Annotated in this window: 17 protein-coding genes, 2 tRNA genes and 2 pseudogenes; 16 read left to right on the top strand and 5 right to left on the bottom strand. The window is 70.6% G+C overall.

Going from position 1 to position 19,424, the window contains the following annotated elements; genetic code table 11:
• Nucleotides 1-372: 372 nt before the first annotated feature.
• The 6 genes from gyrB to VR44_RS00805 all read left to right on the top strand — a co-directional run bounded on the left by gyrB (nucleotide 373) and on the right by VR44_RS00805 (nucleotide 7,540).
• On the top strand, nucleotides 373-2,394 hold the full coding sequence (gene gyrB / locus VR44_RS00825; protein ID WP_045945369.1) for a DNA topoisomerase (ATP-hydrolyzing) subunit B: 2,022 nt from the start codon (nucleotides 373-375) through the stop codon (nucleotides 2,392-2,394).
• A gap of 42 nt (nucleotides 2,395-2,436) precedes the next feature.
• Nucleotides 2,437-5,049, top strand: a complete 2,613-nt coding sequence (gene gyrA / locus VR44_RS00820; protein WP_045945368.1) for a DNA gyrase subunit A — start codon at nucleotides 2,437-2,439, stop codon at nucleotides 5,047-5,049.
• 3 nt (nucleotides 5,050-5,052) lie between these two features.
• The gene (locus VR44_RS00815) at nucleotides 5,053-5,751 is read left to right on the top strand and encodes a DUF3566 domain-containing protein (RefSeq protein WP_094191340.1); all 699 of its coding nucleotides are present in this window, start codon (nucleotides 5,053-5,055) and stop codon (nucleotides 5,749-5,751) included.
• A 94-nt stretch (nucleotides 5,752-5,845) separates the two neighbouring features.
• A tRNA-Ile gene (locus VR44_RS00810) sits at nucleotides 5,846-5,919 on the top strand.
• 146 nt (nucleotides 5,920-6,065) lie between these two features.
• Entirely contained in the window at nucleotides 6,066-6,200 is a 135-nt protein-coding gene (locus VR44_RS46295) for a DLW-39 family protein (protein ID WP_208809277.1), read from the top strand.
• A 17-nt stretch (nucleotides 6,201-6,217) separates the two neighbouring features.
• Nucleotides 6,218-7,540, top strand: coding sequence for a hypothetical protein (locus VR44_RS00805; RefSeq protein ID WP_045945366.1), 1,323 nt, complete (start codon nucleotides 6,218-6,220; stop codon nucleotides 7,538-7,540).
• 160 nt (nucleotides 7,541-7,700) lie between these two features.
• Here the strand turns inward: VR44_RS00805 and VR44_RS00800 are convergent, their stop codons facing one another.
• Nucleotides 7,701-8,771: a serine/threonine-protein kinase gene (locus VR44_RS00800; protein WP_045945365.1), complete on the bottom strand. Its 1,071-nt coding sequence runs from the start codon at nucleotides 8,769-8,771 to the stop codon at nucleotides 7,701-7,703.
• A 43-nt stretch (nucleotides 8,772-8,814) separates the two neighbouring features.
• Entirely contained in the window at nucleotides 8,815-9,363 is a 549-nt protein-coding gene (locus VR44_RS00795; RefSeq protein WP_045945364.1) for a helix-turn-helix domain-containing protein, read from the bottom strand.
• Between the two features lie 162 nt (nucleotides 9,364-9,525).
• Between VR44_RS00795 and VR44_RS00790 the strand changes: the two genes are divergently transcribed.
• Nucleotides 9,526-9,598: transfer RNA gene (locus tag VR44_RS00790), tRNA-Ala, on the top strand.
• A 144-nt stretch (nucleotides 9,599-9,742) separates the two neighbouring features.
• Nucleotides 9,743-10,213, top strand: coding sequence for a LysM peptidoglycan-binding domain-containing protein (locus VR44_RS40865; RefSeq protein ID WP_052713404.1), 471 nt, complete (start codon nucleotides 9,743-9,745; stop codon nucleotides 10,211-10,213).
• Between the two features lie 88 nt (nucleotides 10,214-10,301).
• Here VR44_RS40865 and VR44_RS00780 read toward each other — a convergent pair.
• Nucleotides 10,302-10,983, bottom strand: a pseudogene (locus VR44_RS00780) (DUF5324 family protein).
• A gap of 192 nt (nucleotides 10,984-11,175) precedes the next feature.
• On the opposite strand from VR44_RS00780, the gene VR44_RS00775 reads away from it, so the two are divergent.
• Entirely contained in the window at nucleotides 11,176-11,715 is a 540-nt protein-coding gene (locus VR44_RS00775) for a peptidylprolyl isomerase (protein ID WP_045945363.1), read from the top strand.
• A gap of 137 nt (nucleotides 11,716-11,852) precedes the next feature.
• Nucleotides 11,853-12,728 (top strand): rhomboid family intramembrane serine protease, encoded by an 876-nt coding sequence (locus VR44_RS00770; protein WP_045945362.1) that lies wholly within the window; start codon nucleotides 11,853-11,855, stop codon nucleotides 12,726-12,728.
• Nucleotides 12,729-12,845: 117 nt separating this feature from the next.
• Here the strand turns inward: VR44_RS00770 and crgA are convergent, their stop codons facing one another.
• The gene (gene crgA, locus VR44_RS00765; RefSeq protein WP_045945361.1) at nucleotides 12,846-13,100 is read right to left on the bottom strand and encodes a cell division protein CrgA; all 255 of its coding nucleotides are present in this window, start codon (nucleotides 13,098-13,100) and stop codon (nucleotides 12,846-12,848) included.
• 92 nt (nucleotides 13,101-13,192) lie between these two features.
• Between crgA and VR44_RS00760 the strand changes: the two genes are divergently transcribed.
• From VR44_RS00760 to VR44_RS00735, 6 genes and pseudogenes are all read left to right on the top strand, one after another.
• Complete coding sequence (locus VR44_RS00760) at nucleotides 13,193-13,969, top strand: DUF881 domain-containing protein (protein WP_045945360.1); 777 nt, start codon at nucleotides 13,193-13,195, stop codon at nucleotides 13,967-13,969.
• Complete coding sequence (locus VR44_RS00755) at nucleotides 13,938-14,666, top strand: class E sortase (RefSeq protein ID WP_045945359.1); 729 nt, start codon at nucleotides 13,938-13,940, stop codon at nucleotides 14,664-14,666. Before VR44_RS00760 ends, VR44_RS00755 begins: the two co-directional genes overlap by 32 nt.
• 91 nt (nucleotides 14,667-14,757) lie before the next feature.
• Nucleotides 14,758-14,934 (top strand): hypothetical protein, encoded by a 177-nt coding sequence (locus VR44_RS45845; RefSeq protein ID WP_045945358.1) that lies wholly within the window; start codon nucleotides 14,758-14,760, stop codon nucleotides 14,932-14,934.
• Entirely contained in the window at nucleotides 14,931-15,569 is a 639-nt protein-coding gene (locus VR44_RS00745) for an aminodeoxychorismate/anthranilate synthase component II (protein WP_045945357.1), read from the top strand. Before VR44_RS45845 ends, VR44_RS00745 begins: the two co-directional genes overlap by 4 nt.
• A gap of 146 nt (nucleotides 15,570-15,715) precedes the next feature.
• A pseudogene (locus VR44_RS00740) lies at nucleotides 15,716-16,390 on the top strand (class E sortase); the annotation flags it as partial.
• A gap of 24 nt (nucleotides 16,391-16,414) precedes the next feature.
• On the top strand, nucleotides 16,415-17,149 hold the full coding sequence (locus tag VR44_RS00735) for a class E sortase (protein ID WP_045945355.1): 735 nt from the start codon (nucleotides 16,415-16,417) through the stop codon (nucleotides 17,147-17,149).
• Between the two features lie 84 nt (nucleotides 17,150-17,233).
• Here the strand turns inward: VR44_RS00735 and pknB are convergent, their stop codons facing one another.
• Nucleotides 17,234-19,273, bottom strand: a complete 2,040-nt coding sequence (gene pknB / locus VR44_RS00730; protein ID WP_045945354.1) for a Stk1 family PASTA domain-containing Ser/Thr kinase — start codon at nucleotides 19,271-19,273, stop codon at nucleotides 17,234-17,236.
• Nucleotides 19,274-19,424 lie beyond the last annotated feature (151 nt).

The raw sequence follows: 19,424 nt of genomic DNA, 5'->3' as shown, positions 1-19,424 counted from the left end.
GTCCCCTACCCGCCCTTCCACCGTTCCTCCCCCAGCTGCCGCTGGGAGGTGCCCCCAGCGCCTCGAACGCCGGCGAGGCTGGATCGCGTCGATGCGGCGTCCCTCACCGTAGCCGCGGGTTGACAGGCCGAAGCGCTGGACGCCCGCGTGAGCCTCTTTGAGCCCCTCCCCGGATATGGGGAGTCGGACAGAGGAGGTTCAGGGCGGCACATGCGGACTCAGGCACCGGCAAACCCCCACTCATGTCAGTGGTACCGGTAGACTGGAAGACAATCCCGCCCCTTCGCGGGGGGACACCGAACAAACGCAGACAACGCAGATCGACGCGGCCGCTCCCGCCGGCGTACATGCTGGTCCGGAGTACGGGCTGCGCTGTGCCAGAAAGGGCGCTTCGTGGCCGATTCCGGCGACTCCAACGAGAAGAATTACGACGCCAGTGCGATCCAGGTCCTCGAGGGCCTGGACGCGGTCCGCAAGCGGCCGGGTATGTACATCGGCTCGACGGGTGAGCGTGGTCTGCACCACCTCGTCTACGAGGTCGTCGACAACTCGGTCGACGAAGCGCTGGCCGGGCACGCCGACACCATCGACGTGACGATCCTCGCCGACGGCGGGGTGCGCGTGGTCGACAACGGCCGCGGTATCCCGGTCGGCATCGTGCCGTCCGAGGGCAAGCCGGCCGTCGAGGTCGTCCTCACGGTTCTGCACGCGGGCGGCAAGTTCGGCGGCGGCGGCTACGCCGTCTCCGGCGGTCTGCACGGCGTCGGTGTCTCCGTCGTGAACGCCCTGTCGACCAAGGTCGCGGTCGAGGTCAAGACGGACGGGCACCGCTGGACCCAGGACTACAAGCTGGGCGTGCCCACGGCCCCGCTGGCCAAGAACGAGGAGACCGACGAGACCGGCACGTCGGTGACGTTCTGGGCCGACGGCGACATCTTCGAGACCACCGAGTACTCCTTCGAGACGCTGTCGCGGCGCTTCCAGGAGATGGCCTTCCTCAACAAGGGCCTGACCCTGACGCTGACCGACGAGCGCGAGTCCGCGAAGGCCACCGTGGGCGCGGACGACCCGGACGCGGACGCGACCGAGCCCACCGCGCGCACGGTGAAGTACTACTACGAGGGCGGCATCGTCGACTTCGTGAAGTACCTCAACTCGCGCAAGGGCGAGCTGATCCACCCGACCGTCATCGACGTCGAGGCCGAGGACAAGGAGCGCATGCTCTCGGTCGAGATCGCGATGCAGTGGAACTCGCAGTACAGCGAGGGCGTGTACTCCTTCGCGAACACGATCCACACGCACGAGGGCGGAACCCACGAAGAGGGCTTCCGCGCGGCGCTGACCGGCCTGGTCAACCGCTACGCGCGGGACAAGAAGCTGCTCCGCGAGAAGGACGACAACCTCGCCGGCGAGGACATCCGCGAGGGTCTGACGGCGATCATCTCGGTCAAGCTGGGCGAGCCCCAGTTCGAGGGCCAGACCAAGACCAAGCTGGGCAACACGGAGGCCAAGACCTTCGTGCAGAAGGTGGTCCACGAGCACCTCAGCGACTGGTTCGACCGCAACCCGGTCGAGGCCGCGGACATCGTCCGCAAGGCCATCCAGGCGGCCACGGCCCGCGTCGCGGCCCGCAAGGCCCGCGACCTGACCCGCCGCAAGGGCCTGCTGGAGAGCGCTTCGCTGCCCGGCAAGCTGTCGGACTGCCAGTCGAACGACCCGACCAAGTGCGAGATCTTCATCGTCGAGGGCGACTCCGCCGGCGGCTCCGCGAAGTCCGGCCGCAACCCGATGTACCAGGCCATCCTGCCCATCCGCGGCAAGATCCTGAACGTCGAGAAGGCGCGCATCGACAAGATCCTCCAGAACACCGAGGTCCAGGCGCTGATCAGCGCCTTCGGCACCGGTGTGCACGAGGACTTCGACATCGAGAAGCTCCGCTATCACAAGATCATCCTGATGGCGGACGCCGACGTCGACGGCCAGCACATCAACACCCTGCTGCTGACCTTCCTCTTCCGCTTCATGCGTCCGCTGGTCGAGGCCGGGCACGTCTACCTGTCCCGCCCGCCGCTGTACAAGATCAAGTGGGGCCGCGACGACTTCGAGTACGCGTACTCGGACCGTGAGCGCGACGCCCTGGTCGAGCTCGGCAAGCAGAACGGCAAGCGGATCAAGGAAGACTCGATCCAGCGCTTCAAGGGTCTGGGCGAGATGAACGCCGAGGAGCTGCGCGTCACCACCATGGACGTGGACCACCGCGTGCTCGGCCAGGTCACGCTGGACGACGCGGCGCAGGCCGACGACCTGTTCTCGGTGCTGATGGGTGAGGACGTCGAGGCGCGGCGCTCCTTCATCCAGCGCAACGCCAAGGACGTCCGCTTCCTCGACATCTGAGTCGGCCCGACGCTGACCGCCCGAAAGGATTTCTGACCGGCAATGGCCGACGAAACCACCCCCACCGCTGAAAACGCCGCGGAGGAGCAGCCGCAGCTGCGCATCGAGCCCGTCGGGCTCGAGACGGAGATGCAGCGCTCCTACCTCGACTACGCGATGTCCGTCATCGTCTCCCGCGCGCTGCCCGACGTACGGGACGGCCTCAAGCCCGTCCACCGTCGTGTGCTGTACGCGATGTACGACGGCGGCTACCGGCCCGAGAAGGGCTTCTACAAGTGCGCCCGCGTCGTCGGCGACGTCATGGGCACCTACCACCCGCACGGTGACAGCTCCATCTACGACGCCCTGGTCCGCCTGGCCCAGCCGTGGTCGATGCGCATGCCGCTGGTGGACTCGAACGGCAACTTCGGCTCCCCGGGCAACGACCCGGCGGCCGCCATGCGCTACACCGAGTGCAAGCTCATGCCGCTGGCCATGGAGATGCTCCGGGACATCGACGAGGAGACCGTCGACTTCCAGGACAACTACGACGGCCGCAACCAGGAGCCGACGGTCCTCCCGGCGCGCTTCCCGAACCTGCTGGTCAACGGTTCCGCCGGTATCGCCGTCGGTATGGCCACCAACATCCCGCCGCACAACCTGCGCGAGGTCGCGGCCGGCGCCCAGTGGGCGCTGGAGCACCCGGACGCCTCGCACGAGGAGCTCCAGGACGCGCTGATCGAGCGCATCAAGGGCCCCGACTTCCCGACCGGCGCCCTCGTCGTGGGCCGCAAGGGCATCGAGGAGGCGTACCGGACCGGCCGCGGCTCCATCACGATGCGCGCGGTGGTCGAGGTCGAGGAGATCCAGAACCGCCAGTGCCTGGTGGTCACGGAGCTCCCGTACCAGACCAACCCCGACAACCTGGCGCAGAAGATCGCCGACCTGGTCAAGGACGGCAAGATCGGCGGCATCGCCGACGTCCGCGACGAGACCTCGTCCCGGACCGGCCAGCGCCTGGTGATCGTGCTCAAGCGCGACGCCGTCGCCAAGGTCGTGCTGAACAACCTCTACAAGCACACCGACCTGCAGACGAACTTCGGCGCGAACATGCTGGCGCTGGTGGACGGGGTGCCGCGCACCCTGTCGATCGACGCGTTCATCCGCCACTGGGTGCAGCACCAGATCGAGGTCATCGTCCGCCGTACGCGCTTCCGCCTGCGCAAGGCGGAGGAGCGGGCCCACATCCTGCGCGGCCTACTCAAGGCGCTGGACGCCATCGACGAGGTCATCGCCCTCATCCGGCGCAGCAACACCGTCGAGATCGCGCGCGAGGGCCTGATGGGCCTCCTGGAGATCGACGAGATCCAGGCGAACGCCATCCTGGAGATGCAGCTGCGCCGCCTGGCCGCCCTGGAGCGCCAGAAGATCGTCGCCGAGCACGACGAGCTCCAGGCGAAGATCGACGAGTACAACGCGATCCTGGCCTCGCCGGAGAAGCAGCGTTCGATCGTCAGCGAGGAGCTGGCCGCGCTCGTCGAGAAGTACGGCGACGACCGCCGCTCCAAGCTGGTGCCGTTCGACGGTGACATGTCCATCGAGGACCTGATCGCCGAAGAGGACATCGTCGTCACCATCACGCACGGCGGCTACGTCAAGCGCACCAAGACCGAGGACTACCGCTCGCAGAAGCGCGGCGGCAAGGGCGTGCGCGGCACGAAGCTGAAGCAGGACGACCTGGTCGACCACTTCTTCGTGTCGACGACGCACCACTGGCTGCTGTTCTTCACGAACAAGGGCCGCGTCTACCGCTCCAAGGCGTACGAGCTCCCGGACGCCGGCCGCGACGCGCGCGGGCAGCACGTGGCGAACCTGCTGGCCTTCCAGCCGGACGAGAAGATCGCCCAGATCCTCGCGATCCGCGACTACGAGGCGGCGCCCTACCTGATCCTGGCCACCAAGGCCGGCCTGGTGAAGAAGACGGCGCTGAAGGACTACGACTCCCCGCGTTCGGGCGGCGTCATCGCCATCAACCTCCGCGAGACGGAGGACGGCAGCGACGACGAGCTGATCGGCGCCGAGCTGGTCTCCGCCGAGGACGACCTGCTGCTCATCAGCAAGAAGGCGCAGTCCATCCGCTTCACGGCGACGGACGACGCGCTGCGCCCGATGGGCCGCGCCACCTCCGGCGTGAAGGGCATGAGCTTCCGCGAGGGTGACGAACTGCTCTCGATGAGCGTTGTCCGGCCGGGTACGTTCGTGTTCACCGCGACCGACGGCGGCTATGCCAAGCGGACCGCGGTGGACGAGTACCGCGTCCAGGGCCGTGGCGGCCTGGGCATCAAGGCCGCCAAGATCGTGGAGGACCGCGGATCGCTCGTCGGCGCGCTGGTGGTGGACGAATCGGATGAGATCCTCGCCATCACGCTCGGCGGCGGTGTGATCCGTACGCGCGTCAACGAAGTCAGGGAGACGGGCCGTGACACCATGGGCGTCCAGCTGATCAACCTGGGCAAGCGGGATGCCGTAGTGGGCATCGCCCGCAACGCCGAGGCCGGTCAGGAAGCTGACGAGGTCGACGAGATCGAGACAGGGATCGAGGCCGCGGCAGCCGAGGGAACGGCCGCCGAGGCCGCCGGGGGCGAAGCGTCCCCGGATCGGGAGCACGAGGAGTAAGTCGTGAGTGGAGCCACGGGCGCCGGACCGGCCAAGACTGGAGCGAACGGTGCCCGTGGCCCAGCCGCGGACTCCAAGGGCGGGGAGACCCCCGCCGAGGGCAGGGGGGGAACCGTGACGGACACCCGAGGACCGCAGTCCGAGCCGCAGGCGAAGCCGCAGTCCACGTCCAAGCAGAAGCAGAAGCCCGCCGTGGACGAGACCGCGACCGAGGCCAAGGCCAAGTCCAAGGACGCGGCGGGGCAGCCCTACCACCCCCCGCAGGCGTACGCGGCCCCCAAGAAGCCGGGTGCGCAGCGGGGGCCCGTGCCGGGGACCCGTACGACGCCCCGGACGCGCAAGGCGCGGCTGCGGGTGGCCAAGGCCGACCCGTGGTCGGTGATGAAGGTCAGCTTCCTGCTGTCGATCGCGCTCGGCGTCTGCACGATCGTGGCGTCCGCGGTGCTGTGGATGGTCATGGACGCCATGGGCATCTTCTCGACCGTCGGCGGCACGATCAGCGAGGCCACCGGCTCGAACGAGGGCAACGGGTTCGACCTCCAGTCGTTCCTGTCGCTGCCCCGCGTGCTGATCTTCACCTCGGTCATCGCGGTGATCGACGTCGTCCTGATGACCGCCCTGGCGACGCTGGGCGCGTTCATCTACAACCTGTCGGCGGGCTTCGTGGGCGGCGTGGAGCTCACGCTGGCCGAGGACGAATGACCCGTGACTGACCTGCGGGAACCTCCCGCGGGAACGGATTTGGGTTCCACTGCGTCTGTGCGCTAATCTTCAGGAGTCAGCGCGCAGGCGCGGAGGGGCTATAGCTCAGTTGGTTAGAGCGCATCCCTGATAAGGATGAGGCCACAGGTTCAAATCCTGTTAGCCCCACAGTGAAGAAGACCCCCAGGCCCTCGGGCCTGGGGGTCTTCTTCGTTGGTCCGCCCGAGGGGCTCCCAGATAACCGATCGGTATCGGTCGGTGTGTATTGTTGGCGCCCAGAAGTCCCCAACGTCAACGAAAGACGAGGTCGCGCGGTGAAGAAGCTGCTCCTGGTCGCACTGGCCGCCATCGGCGGGCTCCTCGTGTACCGCCAGATCCAGGCGGACCGCGCCGAGCAGGACCTGTGGACGGAGGCAACCGACTCCGTGCCTTCCGGTTCCGGCGTGTGAGCCCCACGTTTGATCTCATGAAGCCCCGGCTGCCGCTGCAGTCGGGGCTTCGTGCTGTCCGGGCCGCGTTACTCGCCGGGGCGCTGGGGGCGGCGCTCTGGCCCGCCGGGAGCGCCCTGGCGGCCCCGCAGCCGCTGCCGGAGTACCGCGTGGCCGACGGGGCGCGGCGGATCGCGGGAAAGCCGTCGACGGCGGACGCGCCGCTGCTGGAGACCGGCGCGGTGTACGAGGACGTCCTGGCGCCGGGTGAACGGGTGTACCGGCTGAACCTCGACGCGGCCTCCAGCGTGTACGTCTCCGCGGTGCTGCACCCGCCTCCCGGGACGGCGGCCGGGTACGGGGACGGGCTGGAGGTCGAGGTCATGACCACCGGGGGCCGCTCCTGCCCCGGCAACCCCGGCCGGGCGGCGTTCGGTTACGACGCGGTCCCGCTCGGGGCCGTGGGGCAGCGGCTGCTCGTGGAGGACGCCGAATGCCAGGCGGCCGGGACGTACTACGTGAAGGTGACCCGCAGCGCCGCCGGGAAGGACTCCCCGCGGGCAGCCTGGCCCGTGGAGCTCCAGGTGCGGCGGGAGCCGGCCCCGGCCGCGGGAACCGCCCCGACGGCCGCGCCGGGCGCCTGGCCCTCGGCCTCCCCGGTCCTGCCGGGCAGCGACCCCGTCCCGCGCGGCGGGGGCACCGGCTTCAACGACGCGCGGGCGCTGGGCGCGGGGGTCTGGCGGGACGAACTGAGGCCCGGGCAGACGCGGTTCTACCGGGTGCCGCTGGACTGGGGGCAGCAGCTCGGGATCGGGGCCGAGATCGCGAAGGCCCGGATGACGAAGGACTACGGCTCGGCGTCGGACGGGCTCACCCTCGCGCTGTACAGCCCGTACCGGGGGCCGGTGGAGTCCCGGGGCACCTCGTACGACGGGAAGCAGGCGGCGGTCACGCTGCCGAGGACCGCGCCGGTGGCGTACGGGAACCGGTTCGCCGACGAGGCGGCGGTGCGGGGCGTACGGGTGGCCGGCTGGTACTACGTCGCCGTCACGCTGGGCGGGAAGGTCGGGGAGTTCACCGAGGACGCGGCGGCCGTGCCGTTGACGTTGCGGGTGGCGGTGTCGGGCGGCGGCTCGGCCGCCGCCCCGGCGTACCGGGAGGGCCTGGGGGCCGCCGGGTTCGGGGTCGGGGAGGCCGAGCGCTCCGCTGCGCGGGAGGGGCTGACGGCCCCGGAGGCGGCGGCCGCGCGGGAGGACGACCGCTCCGCGATGCGGGTCGTCGCGGTGGCGGGGTTCGGAGCGGGGGCGGTGCTGCTGCTGGGGGGCTGGGTGCTGTTGGCACGGCGCTCGGGGCGCCCTTGAGCTCCGCCGGGGGTTCGGGTCCGGGTCCGCTGTGGCTGGTCGCGCGGTTCCGGCGTCCCCGGTTCGGTGCGGGCCGGCGGTGGCTGCTCGCGCGGTTCCCCGCGCCCCTGGGGTGGCGGGGCCGTTCGGTCGGGTGCGGGGCCTGTTGCGCGGGGGAGGCTCAGAGGCGGGTCAGGGCCCAGCCGGCGGTGGTGAAGCAGAGGAGGGCGGCCGTGAGGATGGCCGCCGTGACCTTCGGTGAGGGCGGGGGGACGCGCCGGGTGGCGGCCGGGGCCGGGGGCGCCAGGTGGTAGCCGGTCGTGTCCGGCGCGGCGGGGGCCGGCTGCGGCGGGTCCTCGCGGACGGGGGTGGACAGGGGGCCTTCGGGGCCGAAGCCCGGGGGCAGGGGGCCCAGTTGGTCGAAGACCTCCACCGGCTCCTCGTCCGCGGGCGGTTCGGGGAGCAACTGGGCTGCCTCGGCAAGGGCCTTGCGTGCCCCTGTGGCGGTCCGGAACCGGTTCCGGGGGTCCGGGTGCAGGAGGTTGGCGATCACGTCCCACAGGGGCGCCGGGACGCCCTCGGGGGCCTCGGGGACGCCATGGGCGGGGAAGCGTTCGAGCAGGGCCGGGGAATCGGGCTTGCGGCCCGTCAGCAGGTACAGGGCGACCAGTCCGACGGCGAAGAGGTCGGCGGGGAAGTCCGGCTCGGCGCCGCGCAGTTGTTCGGGCGCGAAGTAGCCCGGGGTGCCGACGACGAGGTCCGTATCGGTGAGCCTGGGCTCGCCCTTGCGCAGGGAGATCCCGAAGTCGGACAGCCGCAGGTGCGGCCGCCCCTTCCCGGTGGCCTCCAGCAGGATGTTGGCGGGCTTGACGTCGCGGTGGACTACGCCCTCCGCGTGCACCGCCGCCAGCCCCGACAGGAGCTGGTCGAGCAGGACGCACACGAAGTGCGGCGGCAACGGCCCGTAGTCCGCGACCACATGGGCCAGGGAGCCGCCGCCGACCAGGTCCATGGTGAACAGGACCTTGTCGTCGTCGGCCGCCCAGCTCACGGGGGCCAGTACGTGCGGGTGGTCGATGCGCAGGGCCTGCTCGCGCACGAACCTCAGGAGCATCGGGGCCTCGGCCCGCAGGAGCACCTTCGCCGCGACGTAGCGGCCCCGGCGCCGGTCCCAGGCCCGCCAGACGGCACCCGCCCCGCCCCGCCCGACGGGGTCGGCCAGCTCGTACCGGCCGGCGAAGACCTCGCCCATCGCTGTGCCCGCCCCCCGTTCCGTCCCCCGTGGCCCCCGTGCGTCAGTTCTGGTGGGCCTCGTAGTGGGCCACTGCCTCCGCCGTGCGCCCGGCGCCGTACACCCGGAGGAACTCGGCGAGTTCGGGGTGGCTGGGGGCGAGGGCGTTCGCCGCGTCGATGATGTCGCCGGCCGCCGAGACCGACCGCAGCAGCGACTGGATCTCGCGGACGACCCGCTTGACGGTGGGGGCGCCGGAACCGGGGGTGGTCTGACCGCTGTTGCTGAGGACGGACCCTCCCTGGGTGTTCTTGATCTGGTCCATCCGGTCGGTGGCCTCGGCCGCGCTGACGCTGCCGTCCGCCACCTGCCCGGCGAGGTCCTGGAGGGCCTGCACCCGCTGGACCACGGCGGGGTTACCGATCTTGGCGCGCTGCCCGCTCATCAGCTGGGACAGCATCGGCGCCGACAGTCCGAGGACAGCAGCGAGGCGAGCCTGGTTCAGGCCGAGGTCATCTATGAGCCGCCGGAACAGGGCGCCGAGCGGCTCCCCGTACCAACTGCGCTGGAGCTCCCGGGCTCTGGCGGTGGCCTCTTGCTGTACTGCGTCCACTCTTACTACTCCCCTTCGCTGGTGCGAACCTCGCGAGCATCTTACGGAGCGTGGTCGCGGGGCGGGAGTCCCAATCATTTTGCGGGATGTGGGGGTGCACCGGGTACGCTGTCCTGCGGAACGGACACTCCCTTCCGGGGGAGGGCCCGCGTCCGGACGCACGGGGCCTTAGCTCAGTTGGTAGAGCGCTGCTTTTGCAAGGCAGATGTCAGGAGTTCGAATCTCCTAGGCTCCACTCACAAAGACCCCCTGACCTGCGGAAACGCTGGTCAGGGGGTCTTTTGCGTCCCCCGGACGGCCCTGTCGCGGGGCCGCCGCGCCCTCCGTGGCGGAGAGTGGCACCCAGGGGGCATCCACACCACGCCGGAGGCGCACGCAGATGGGACTCTTCGATTTCCTGAAGCACGACAAGAAGAAGCAGCAGGAGCAGACCGAGCAGCAGGCGGCCGCTCCGGGCGCGGGCGGGGCCCCGCCGACGCCTTCCGACATGGGGTCCAAGTACACCGACGCGGCGGCCACCAAGGCGGCCGCCGAGCGGATGGGGGCCGCGGCGCCGAAGGCCGCCATGCCGCCCAAGGCCGGCGCAGGGCCGGCCCGGCCGCACCCGGGGCCCGCCGAGCCCAGTGACCTGTCGGCCGCGCACAAGGCCGTACCGGTGCCGCCGAAGCCGGCGCCGGCCGCCAAGAAGCGCACGTACACCGTCAAGCCGGGTGACTCGCTCTCCGCGATCGCCCGCCGTGAGCTCGGCAACGAGGCCCGCTGGCGCGAGCTGTACGCCATGAACCGGGGCGTGATCGGCGCCAACCCCGACCTCATCCACCCTGGACAGGTGCTGACGCTGCCCGGCTGACCGGGCGGTCCGTACCCGGGGGCGGACAACGGCAGGGGCCCGGATCCTCCAGGATCCGGGCCCCTTGCCCTGCGGGGAGCGGCCGCGCTCAGGGCGCGCCGTTCTCCTTCTCCTTCGCCGCCAGTTCGTCGTCGAAGTTCGCCGGTGCGGCGTCCTGCGAGGACAGCTCGGTGGCGGCCGGGGGCTCCACGAGCCAGTCCGGGTTCGACTGCCGGTCCCACCACTTCCAGGCCACGAACGCCACGCCGGCGACCAGGCCGGCCAGCGCGATCCCCTTGAAGCCCGAAGACCCGCCCGCACTTCGCGCGCCGCTCGCTCCGCCGCAACAGCCGCTGCACGTCCTTGGCGGAGACCTGCCCGCGCAGCGCGGCCAGCGCGGCCATCGAGCGGTTCGAGGCCTCCTCCGCGACGGGGTGGGCCGCGGCGAGGGCGCTCTCCAGGCGGGGTGCCGTGTAGTCGACGGCGTGTCGGCACGCCTGCCGCGTCTGGTGGACGGCCTTGGTGGCGGCCCGGTCCACGTTCGGCGGCAGGTGCGTGCGCGCCGCGGTCATCCGCGGATGCAGATGGGTTTCGTAGGCGGCGCGGGCCTGTTGGGACGCCTGGCCGGCGGCGTAGGAGACCTTCGGGGCAAGCCGTGCGTTCGCCTCCTGGGCGTAGTGGACGGCCGCGTCCCTGGCGGTCCCCGCGTAGGGTGCCACCACTTCCGCCGCGTGCCTCATGGCGTCCCTGGCGTTCTCGGCGGCCAGGCTCACGCTGTCCTTGCGGGTCACGGGATCCTCCTCCTCGGTGGCGGACACAGTTCACCTTTCCACCCTTTGTCGGATCATGCCTGTCGCGGCGGCGCACGGCATGCGTGACGGGGCATCCGGGGCGAGAGGGCATCCAGGTGGAGGAATTTCAGCCGGGTGCCGCGCTCCGTGGGAGGATCGGGGCCGACAGCGATGACTATGGAAGGCAGATCCGTGGCCGAGAAGCTCTACGCCACCCTGAAGACGAACCACGGCGACATCGAGATCGAGCTGCTGGAGAACTTCGCGCCGAAGACCGTCCGGAACTTCGTGGAGCTCGCCACGGGCGCCCGTGAGTGGACCCGTCCCACGGACGGCCAGAAGACGACCTCCCCGCTCTACGACGGCACCGTCTTCCACCGCGTCATCAGCGGCTTCATGATCCAGGGCGGTGACCCGCTCGGCAACGGCACCGGCGGCCCCGGCTACCAGTTCGCCGACGAGTTCCACCCCGACCTGGCCTTCACCAAGCCGTACCTGCTGGCCATGGCCAACGCCGGCCCGGGCACCAACGGCTCGCAGTTCTTCATCACCGTCGCGCCCACCGCCTGGCTGACCCGCAAGCACACCATCTTCGGCGAGGTCACCGACAAGGCCAGCCAGAAGGTCGTGGACGCCATCGCGTCCGGCGCCACCAACCCGCGCACCGAGCGGCCGCTGGACGACGTGATCATCCAGTCGGTGTCCGTGGAGCGGCGCGAGGCCACGCGCTGACGCGTCGGCCGTACACCGGTTCCCGGGAAGCCCCGGGAACCATCGCGGCCCGCCCGTCCGTACTGCTTGTGTACGGACTGGACGTGTACGGACCGGCAGGGGTGCGTGCCCTGCCCCGCCGCTGACCGAGGGGACCGATGGACACCGAGCGTCTGCCGGGCTGCTACCGCCACCCGGACCGCGACACCGGCATCAGCTGTGCCCGCTGCGACCGGCCCATCTGCCCGGAGTGCATGATCAGCGCCTCGGTCGGCTACCAGTGCCCCGAGTGCGTCCGGGGCGGCTCCGGCACCGGGCACGCCGCGGCGGCCAACGCCCCGCGGACGGTCGCGGGCGGGCTGGTCGCCGCCGATCCCCAGCTCATCACCAAGATCCTGATCGGGATCAACGTGGCGGTCTTCCTCGCCGCGTACGCCGTACCCGGCCTGGCCGTCCAGCTGGAGCTGCTCGGCCGGTACGTGGAGTACTACGGGGCGCCCCTGGAGGGCGTCTCCACCGGGCAGTACCACCGGCTGCTGACCTCGGTGTTCCTGCATGTCGAGTGGTGGCACATCTTCGGCAACATGGTCGCCCTGTGGGTGATCGGCGGCCCGCTGGAGGCGGCCCTGGGCCGCTCCCGCTACCTCGTCCTCTACCTGCTGTCTGGGCTCGGGGCGAGCGCCCTCGTCTACCTGCTGACCGCGCCGAACACCCCGACCCTCGGCGCGTCCGGCGCCATCTGCGGACTGCTCGGCGCCACCGTCGTCCTCGCCCGCCGGCTGCGGTACGAGATGCGCCCCGTGCTGATCACGCTGGGGCTGATGCTGCTGGTGACCTTCGTGCCCTTCGGGGGCGGCTGGTCGGTGTCCTGGCAGGCGCACATCGGCGGCCTGGTCACGGGCGCGCTGGTCGCCCTGGGACTGCTCGCCCCGGTCACGGGCAGGAGGCGCATACTGGTCCAGGGGGCCGCCTGTGCGGGGGTCCTCCTGCTGGCGCTCGTCGTAATCATGGTGCGGACGGCCGCACTCACCTGATCACACCGGCGTCAACTCTCCACAGAGTTATCCACAGATCTTCTGTCTTTTCCTCAGGTGTGGATGACGCTGTGGATAACTCATGGGGAGAGGTTGCGCCGCTCGGCTATCCGTGTACTACTTCCACTGAGTGGAGACGCCGAATCCGGCTGCGATGAATCCGAAACCGACCACGATGTTCCAGTTGCCCAGTGCCTCGATCGGCAGCTGGGTGTCGGTCACGTAGAAGACGACGATCCACGCGAGACCGATCAGGAAGAAGGCCAGCATGACCGGGGCGACCCAGCCGCGGCTCCCCAGCCTGATCTGCTGCGCCTGCTTCGTCGGCGGCGGCGTGTAGTCGTCCTTCTTGCGGATACGTGACTTCGGCACGAGGGGCTCTCCTGTCGATGCGCTGGGGGACCTTGCCTGCCCCGGGCGTCCGTTAGCGTAGTGGACCTGTGGCGTTGAAGGAGAAGGGTACGTTGACCAATTCCGACGACTCCTCCGCGGGTCCCCGCCGCCGGGTCAGGACGGTGAGGCTGCTGACGGCCGCCGTGTTCGCCCTCGCGGGCCTCATCTTCGTCACCAGTTTCAACACGTCCAAGGGTACGAACATCCGCACGGACGCCTCCCTCCTCAAGCTCTCCGACCTGATCCACGAGCGCAGCGCCAACAACGCGGAGCTGGAGAAGAGCGCCGCAGCCGTCCGCTCCCAGGTCGACGCCCTCGCCGACCGGGACAACGGCAGCACCAAGGCCGAGGACGCCAAGCTCGCCGCCCTGCGCAAGGCCTCCGGCACCGAGGAGCTGACCGGCAAGGGCCTCAGCGTCACCCTCAACGACGCCCCGCCCAACGCCACCGCCCGCGTCCCGGGCGTTCCCGAGCCGCAGCCCAACGACCTCGTGATCCACCAGCAGGACCTCCAGGCCGTGGTGAACGCGCTGTGGCTGGGCGGCGCCGAGGGCATCGAGGTCATGGGCCAGAGGCTGATCGCCACCAGCGCCGTGCGCTGCGTCGGCAACACCCTGATCCTCCAGGGCCGGGTGTACTCGCCCCCCTACAAGGTGTCCGCGGTCGGCGACCCGGGGGCGCTGCGCAAGGCCCTGAACAACTCCCCCGCCATCCAGAACTACCAGCTGTACGTCAACGCGTACGGGCTCGGCTGGAAAGTGGAGGAGGACAAGCGGCTGACACTTCCCGGCTACTCCGGCACAGTGGACCTCCACTATGCGAAGCCGCTGGAGTCCGCCTCGCCCTGACGCCGTACTGCGCCTGCTGGTACGGACGTTCAGTGAGCTGTGCCTGACGGCCGGGACCCTGATCGTGCTGTTCACCGTCTACGTCCTGCTGTGGACCGGGGTCGAGGCGGACCGGGCCATGGACGGGGAGCGGGCCCGCCTGCGCGACCGCTGGGCGGCGGCCGCCCCCGCCCCCGCGCCCCCGCCGGCCCCGTCCGCCCCACCGGCTCCCGCGGCCCCCTCGCCGCAGCCCTATCCCGCCGGGCAGGCGTTCGCCGAGATGTACGTCCCCCGCTTCGGCGCGGACTGGAGCAAGCCGGTCCTGGAGGGCACGGACACCGGCCTGCTCAAGAAGGGCCTCGGCCACTACACCGGCACCGCCCGCCCCGGAGACGACGGGAACTTCGCCGTCGCCGGCCACCGGCGCACCTACGGGGACCCCTTCAAGGACCTGGACGAGCTGCGACCCGGGGACACCGTGATCGTCCGCGACGCCGTGCACCGCTACACCTACACCGTCCGCGCCGAACCGCTGCGGGTCCTGCCCGCCGAGACCGCGGTCGTGGACCCCGTCCCCGCCCGCTCCCCCTTCGCCACCCCCGGCAAGTACCTCACCCTCACCACCTGCGACCCCGAGTGGGGCCACAGCCACCGCCTGATCGTCTGGGCGGAACTCACCGCCACCGGGCCCGCCGGACCCGGGGGATTGCCCGGGTGACCCACGCCGCCGGGGCCCCGGCCCGTAGTCTGGTGCGGTACCGCCCCCGCGGTGCGTGAGTGAATCGTGGACGGCGAAGGAAACAGACGGAATGTACGGCTGGATCTGGCGGCATCTGCCGGGCAACGCGTGGGTGCGGGCGCTGATCTGTCTCGTACTGGTCCTCGCGGTGGTGTTCGTGCTGTTCCAGTACGTCTTCCCGTGGGCCGAGCCGCTCCTTCCCTTCAACGATGTGACGGTGGACGAGGGATCGGGAGCCACTCCGTGAGCGCGCGCATTCTGGTTGTCGACAACTACGACAGCTTTGTCTTCAATCTGGTCCAGTACCTCTATCAGCTCGGCGCCGAATGCGAGGTGCTGCGCAACGACGAGGTGGAGCTCGCCCACGCCCAGGACGGTTTCGACGGCGTCCTCCTCTCCCCCGGCCCGGGCACGCCCGAGGAGGCCGGCGTCTGCGTCGACATGGTCCGGCACTGCGCCGACACCGGGGTCCCGGTCTTCGGCGTCTGCCTGGGCATGCAGTCCATGGCCGTCGCCTACGGCGGTGTCGTGGGCCGGGCCCCCGAGCTGCTGCACGGAAAGACCTCCCCGGTGGTCCACGAGGGTCTCGGCGTCTTCTCCGGACTGCCCTCGCCGTTCACGGCGACCCGCTACCACTCCCTCGCCGCCGAGCCGCAGACCCTGCCCGACGTGCTGGAGGTCACCGCCCGCACCGAGGACGGGATCATCATGGGCCTGCGGCACCGGGAGCACGACGTGGAGGGCGTCCAGTTCCACCCCGAGTCGGTGCTGACCGAGTGGGGCCACCGGATGCTCGCCAACTGGCTCGTGCGCTGCGGTGACGCCGGCGCCGTCGCCCGGTCGGAAGGCCTGGCCCCGGTGGTGGGCAAGGCCGTCGCGTGACGATGGTCGCGCCGTCCGCGCCCAGCGAGGGCCGGGCCGCGCGGCGCAGGGCAGCGCAGGAGGCCGCGAAGCGCTCGCACGCGCGGGCCCGCAAACGGGGCGGGCGGGGCCGCAGGCGCGCCCGTCCGCGTTCCGGCGGGCCGGTGGTGGTGCTCAGCCGGGCCCTCGGCGAGCTGTTCATCACCGTCGGCGTGGTGATGCTGCTGTTCGTCGCATACCAGCTCTGGTACACGAACCTGCTGGCCGAGCGGACGGCCAGCGGGGCGGCCGGCTCCCTGCGCCAGACCTGGGAGAACCCCCCGGCGGCCGCCGCCCCGCCCGTGGCCGCCTTCGAGCCGGGACAGGGCTTCGCCATCCTCCACATCCCCAAGCTGGACCTGAAGGTGCCGGTCGCCGAGGGGGTGAGCAAGGCGAAGGTGCTCGACAAGGGGATGGTCGGCCACTACTCCGAGGGCGCCCTGAAGACGGCGATGCCCTCCGACCAGCAGGGCAACTTCGCACTCGCCGGGCACCGCAACACCCACGGCGAACCGTTCCGGTACATCAACCAGCTGGTGCCGGGGGACCCGATCGTGGTCGAGACCCGGGACGCGTACTACACGTACAAGATGACCTCGGTCCTGCCGCAGACCTCTCCGGCGAACGTGTCCGTGATCAAGCCGGTGCCGGAGGGTTCCGGATTCCCCGGACCCGGCCGCTACATCACGCTGACCACCTGTACCCCGGAGTTCACGAGCACCTACCGGATGATCGTATGGGGCAGGATGGTCGACGAACGCCCGCGCAGCCAGGGTGCTCCGCCCGCGCTGAACAGCCGCTGAACAGCTCCTAAGGACGAATCCGCAGTGTCTCGTGCCCGCCGCCGCTCCGCACCGCCGCCCGCCGACCGCAGTGTGGTCGCCGGGGCCCTGAGCCTGCTGGGGGAGCTCCTGATCACCGTCGGGCTGATCCTGGGCCTGTTCGTGGCGTACTCCCTGTGGTGGACCAACGTCCTCGCCGACCGGCAGGCCTCGGCCGGTGGCGACCAGGTCCGCCGGCAGTGGCAGCAGAAGCCCGGTGGCGCCGCGGGCGGGCCCGGGGAGCCGGGGGCCCTCGACACCCAGGACGGGATCGGCTTCCTGCACGTGCCGTCGATGAAGAACGGCGAGGTGCTGGTCAAGCCCGGCACCTCCCCGGAGGTCCTCAACGACGGCGTGGCCGGCTATTACACGGACCCGGTGAAGGCGGCCCTGCCCTGGGACGACAAGGGGAACTTCGCGCTGGCCGCGCACCGCGACGGGCACGGGGCGAAGTTCCACAACATCGACAAGGTGAAGAGGGGCGACGCGGTCGTCTTCGAGACCAAGGACACCTGGTACGTGTACAAGGTCTTCGCCGAGCTCACCCAGACCTCGAAGTACAACACCGACGTGATCAACCCGGTTCCGAAGGAGTCGGGCAAGACGGCCCCGGGCCGCTACATCACCCTGACGACCTGCACCCCCGTCTACACCTCGAAGTACCGGTACATCGTCTGGGGCGAGCTGGTGCGGACGGAGAAGGTGGACGCCAAGCGCACGCCTCCGGCGGAGCTGCGCTGACGGACCGAGCTCCGGTCCGCGTTTCACGTGAAACAGGCCCGGCCCCCTCTCGGGGCCGGGCCTGTTCTCGTTCCTGTCCGGTTCCTAGCGGCGGCCGCCGGTGAGGCCGCCGAAGAAGCCTCCGCCGCCCTGGCCCCCGTCCTGGGGCTGGTTCGGGTTCGCCATGGTGCGGACGTTGATCACCGTGCCCGCGGGGACCGGGGTGCCGGCCGCGGGGTCGGAGGTCACCACGATGGCGTTGTCGTCGGTCGGGCCGCCCAGGACCGACCCGAAGTTCAGGTTCGCCTGCTTCAGGGTGTTCTTGGCCTGGGCCACGGTCTGCCCCGTCAGCGGCGGCACGGCGGACGGCTGCGCGTTGCCCTTGGCGATGCTGACGTTGACGGTGGTGTCCTTGGGCAGCTGCTGACCGGGCTCGTACTGCTGGGCCACGATCGTCTTGGGCGCGGCCCCGGGCTGGTCCACCTCGGTGGTGCTGCCCAGCTTGAGCTTGGCGTCCTGGAGCGCCTTGACCGCCTGCTCCTTGGTCATTCCGCCCAGGTTCGGGACGACGCCCTTCGCGACCTCCTTGGCGACCGTGAGGGTGATCACGGAGCCCTGCTCGGCCTGGGTGCCCGCCTTCGGGTTCTGGTCCGTCACGGTGCCGGGGTTGGCGCCGTCGGACTCGACGAGCTTCTTCTCGACCTGGAACTTCTTGTTCTTCAGCAGGGTCTCGGCGTCCTCGAACTTCAGCCGCGCCACATCGGGGACGGCCGACTTGGGCGCGCCCGTGGAGACCTTGACCTTGACGACCGTGCCCTTGTCGACCTTGCTGCCGTCGGCCGGGTCCTGCGAGCAGACGTTGCCCTTGGGCTGGTCCGCGCAGGGCTCCTCGGCCTGCTTCTCCACCGAGAGGCCCACGTTCTTGGCACTGCTCTGCGCCGACTCGAAGGTCTGGCCGACGAGTTTGGGCACGGTGGGGCGGTTGTCGGCGGTGTCGCTGAAGATGGTCCGGCCGATCAGGATCGCACCGACCAGGACGAGCACCGCGGCGACGGCCAGCAGGACCGTCGAGGCCCGGCTCTTCTTCTGCTGCCGGCGCCCATGGCCCTGGTCGTAGCCGCCCTGGTCCTGGTAGCCGTATCCGCCGTCGCCCCCGGGGGGCATCGGCGGCATCATCGAGGTCTGGCCGCCCGCGTCCGGGGAGCGCAGCGCGGTGGTGGGCTGGTCGTAGCCCTGGTGTCCGTAGCCGCCCTGGTCGGAGTAGCCGTAGCCGGCCCCGCCCATGGTGGCGGTCGCGGCGACGGGCTGGCCCTCCAGGCAGGCCTCGATGTCGGCCCGCATCTCGTCGGCGGACTGGTAGCGGTAGTCGGGGTCCTTGACCAGTGCCTTGAGGACGATGGCGTCCATCACGGGCGTGATCTCGGGGTCGAAGTTCGACGGCGGCTGCGGTTCTTCCCGCACGTGCTGGTAGGCGACCGCCACGGGGGAGTCGCCGACGAAGGGGGGCCGCACGCAGAGCAGCTCGTAGAGCAGGCAGCCCGCGGAGTAGAGGTCGGAGCGCGCGTCGACCTGCTCGCCCTTGGCCTGCTCCGGGGAGAGGTACTGGGCGGTGCCGATCACGGCGGCCGTCTGCGTCATGGTCATCCCGGAGTCGCCCATGGCGCGGGCGATGCCGAAGTCCATGACCTTGACCTGGCCGGTCCGGGTGAGCATGACGTTGGCGGGCTTGATGTCACGGTGCACGATGCCGGCGCGGTGCGAGTACTCCAGCGCCTGGAGGATGCCGATGCACATCTCCAGGGTCCGCTCGGGCAGCAGCTTGCGGCCGGAGTGCAGCAGCTCGCGCAGGGTGGAGCCGTCGACGTACTCCATCACGATGTACGGGATGGAGATGTTGTCGACGTAATCCTCGCCGGTGTCGTAGACCGCGACGATGGCCGGGTGGTTGAGCGAGGCGGCCGACTGGGCCTCGCGGCGGAACCGGGCCTGGAAGGACGGGTCACGGGCGAGGTCGGCACGCAGGGTCTTGACGGCTACGGTACGGCCGAGCCGGGTGTCGTGCCCGAGGTAGACCTCGGCCATGCCACCGCGGCCGAGCACGTGGCTCAGCTCGTACCGGCCGCCGAGGCGACGCGGCTCTTCCATAACGTTCCAGCCCTCTCCGTCAGTCCCGACCGCACCCGTGTGTGGTCCGGCGGTGTGCTGTTCGCGGCAAGGCTACCGGCCGATCGTCGGTGATCGGTTCGTGACCACAGGCTGATATCGGACCGGTACCGAGCGCTCGGATCCTGTCTGC

The organism is Streptomyces katrae, from assembly GCF_000966975.1.
Classification (GTDB): domain Bacteria; phylum Actinomycetota; class Actinomycetes; order Streptomycetales; family Streptomycetaceae; genus Streptomyces; species Streptomyces katrae.
The sequence above is the reverse complement of the archived record's forward strand: the minus strand, read 5'-3'. Positions and strand labels throughout refer to the sequence as shown.

What these genes read in the sequence shown, in the direction of transcription:
- gyrA (WP_045945368.1), top strand. Translation starts at nt 2,437, where the DNA reads ATGGCCGACGAAACCACCCCCACCGCTGAAAACGCCGCGGAGGAGCAG.
- VR44_RS00805 (WP_045945366.1), top strand. Translation starts at nt 6,218, where the DNA reads ATGAAGCCCCGGCTGCCGCTGCAGTCGGGGCTTCGTGCTGTCCGGGCC.
- VR44_RS00800 (WP_045945365.1), bottom strand. Translation starts at nt 8,771, where the DNA reads ATGGGCGAGGTCTTCGCCGGCCGGTACGAGCTGGCCGACCCCGTCGGG.
- VR44_RS40865 (WP_052713404.1), top strand. Translation starts at nt 9,743, where the DNA reads ATGGGACTCTTCGATTTCCTGAAGCACGACAAGAAGAAGCAGCAGGAG.
- VR44_RS00770 (WP_045945362.1), top strand. Translation starts at nt 11,853, where the DNA reads ATGGACACCGAGCGTCTGCCGGGCTGCTACCGCCACCCGGACCGCGAC.
- VR44_RS00755 (WP_045945359.1), top strand. Translation starts at nt 13,938, where the DNA reads ATGCGAAGCCGCTGGAGTCCGCCTCGCCCTGACGCCGTACTGCGCCTG.
- VR44_RS45845 (WP_045945358.1), top strand. Translation starts at nt 14,758, where the DNA reads ATGTACGGCTGGATCTGGCGGCATCTGCCGGGCAACGCGTGGGTGCGG.
- pknB (WP_045945354.1), bottom strand. Translation starts at nt 19,273, where the DNA reads ATGGAAGAGCCGCGTCGCCTCGGCGGCCGGTACGAGCTGAGCCACGTG.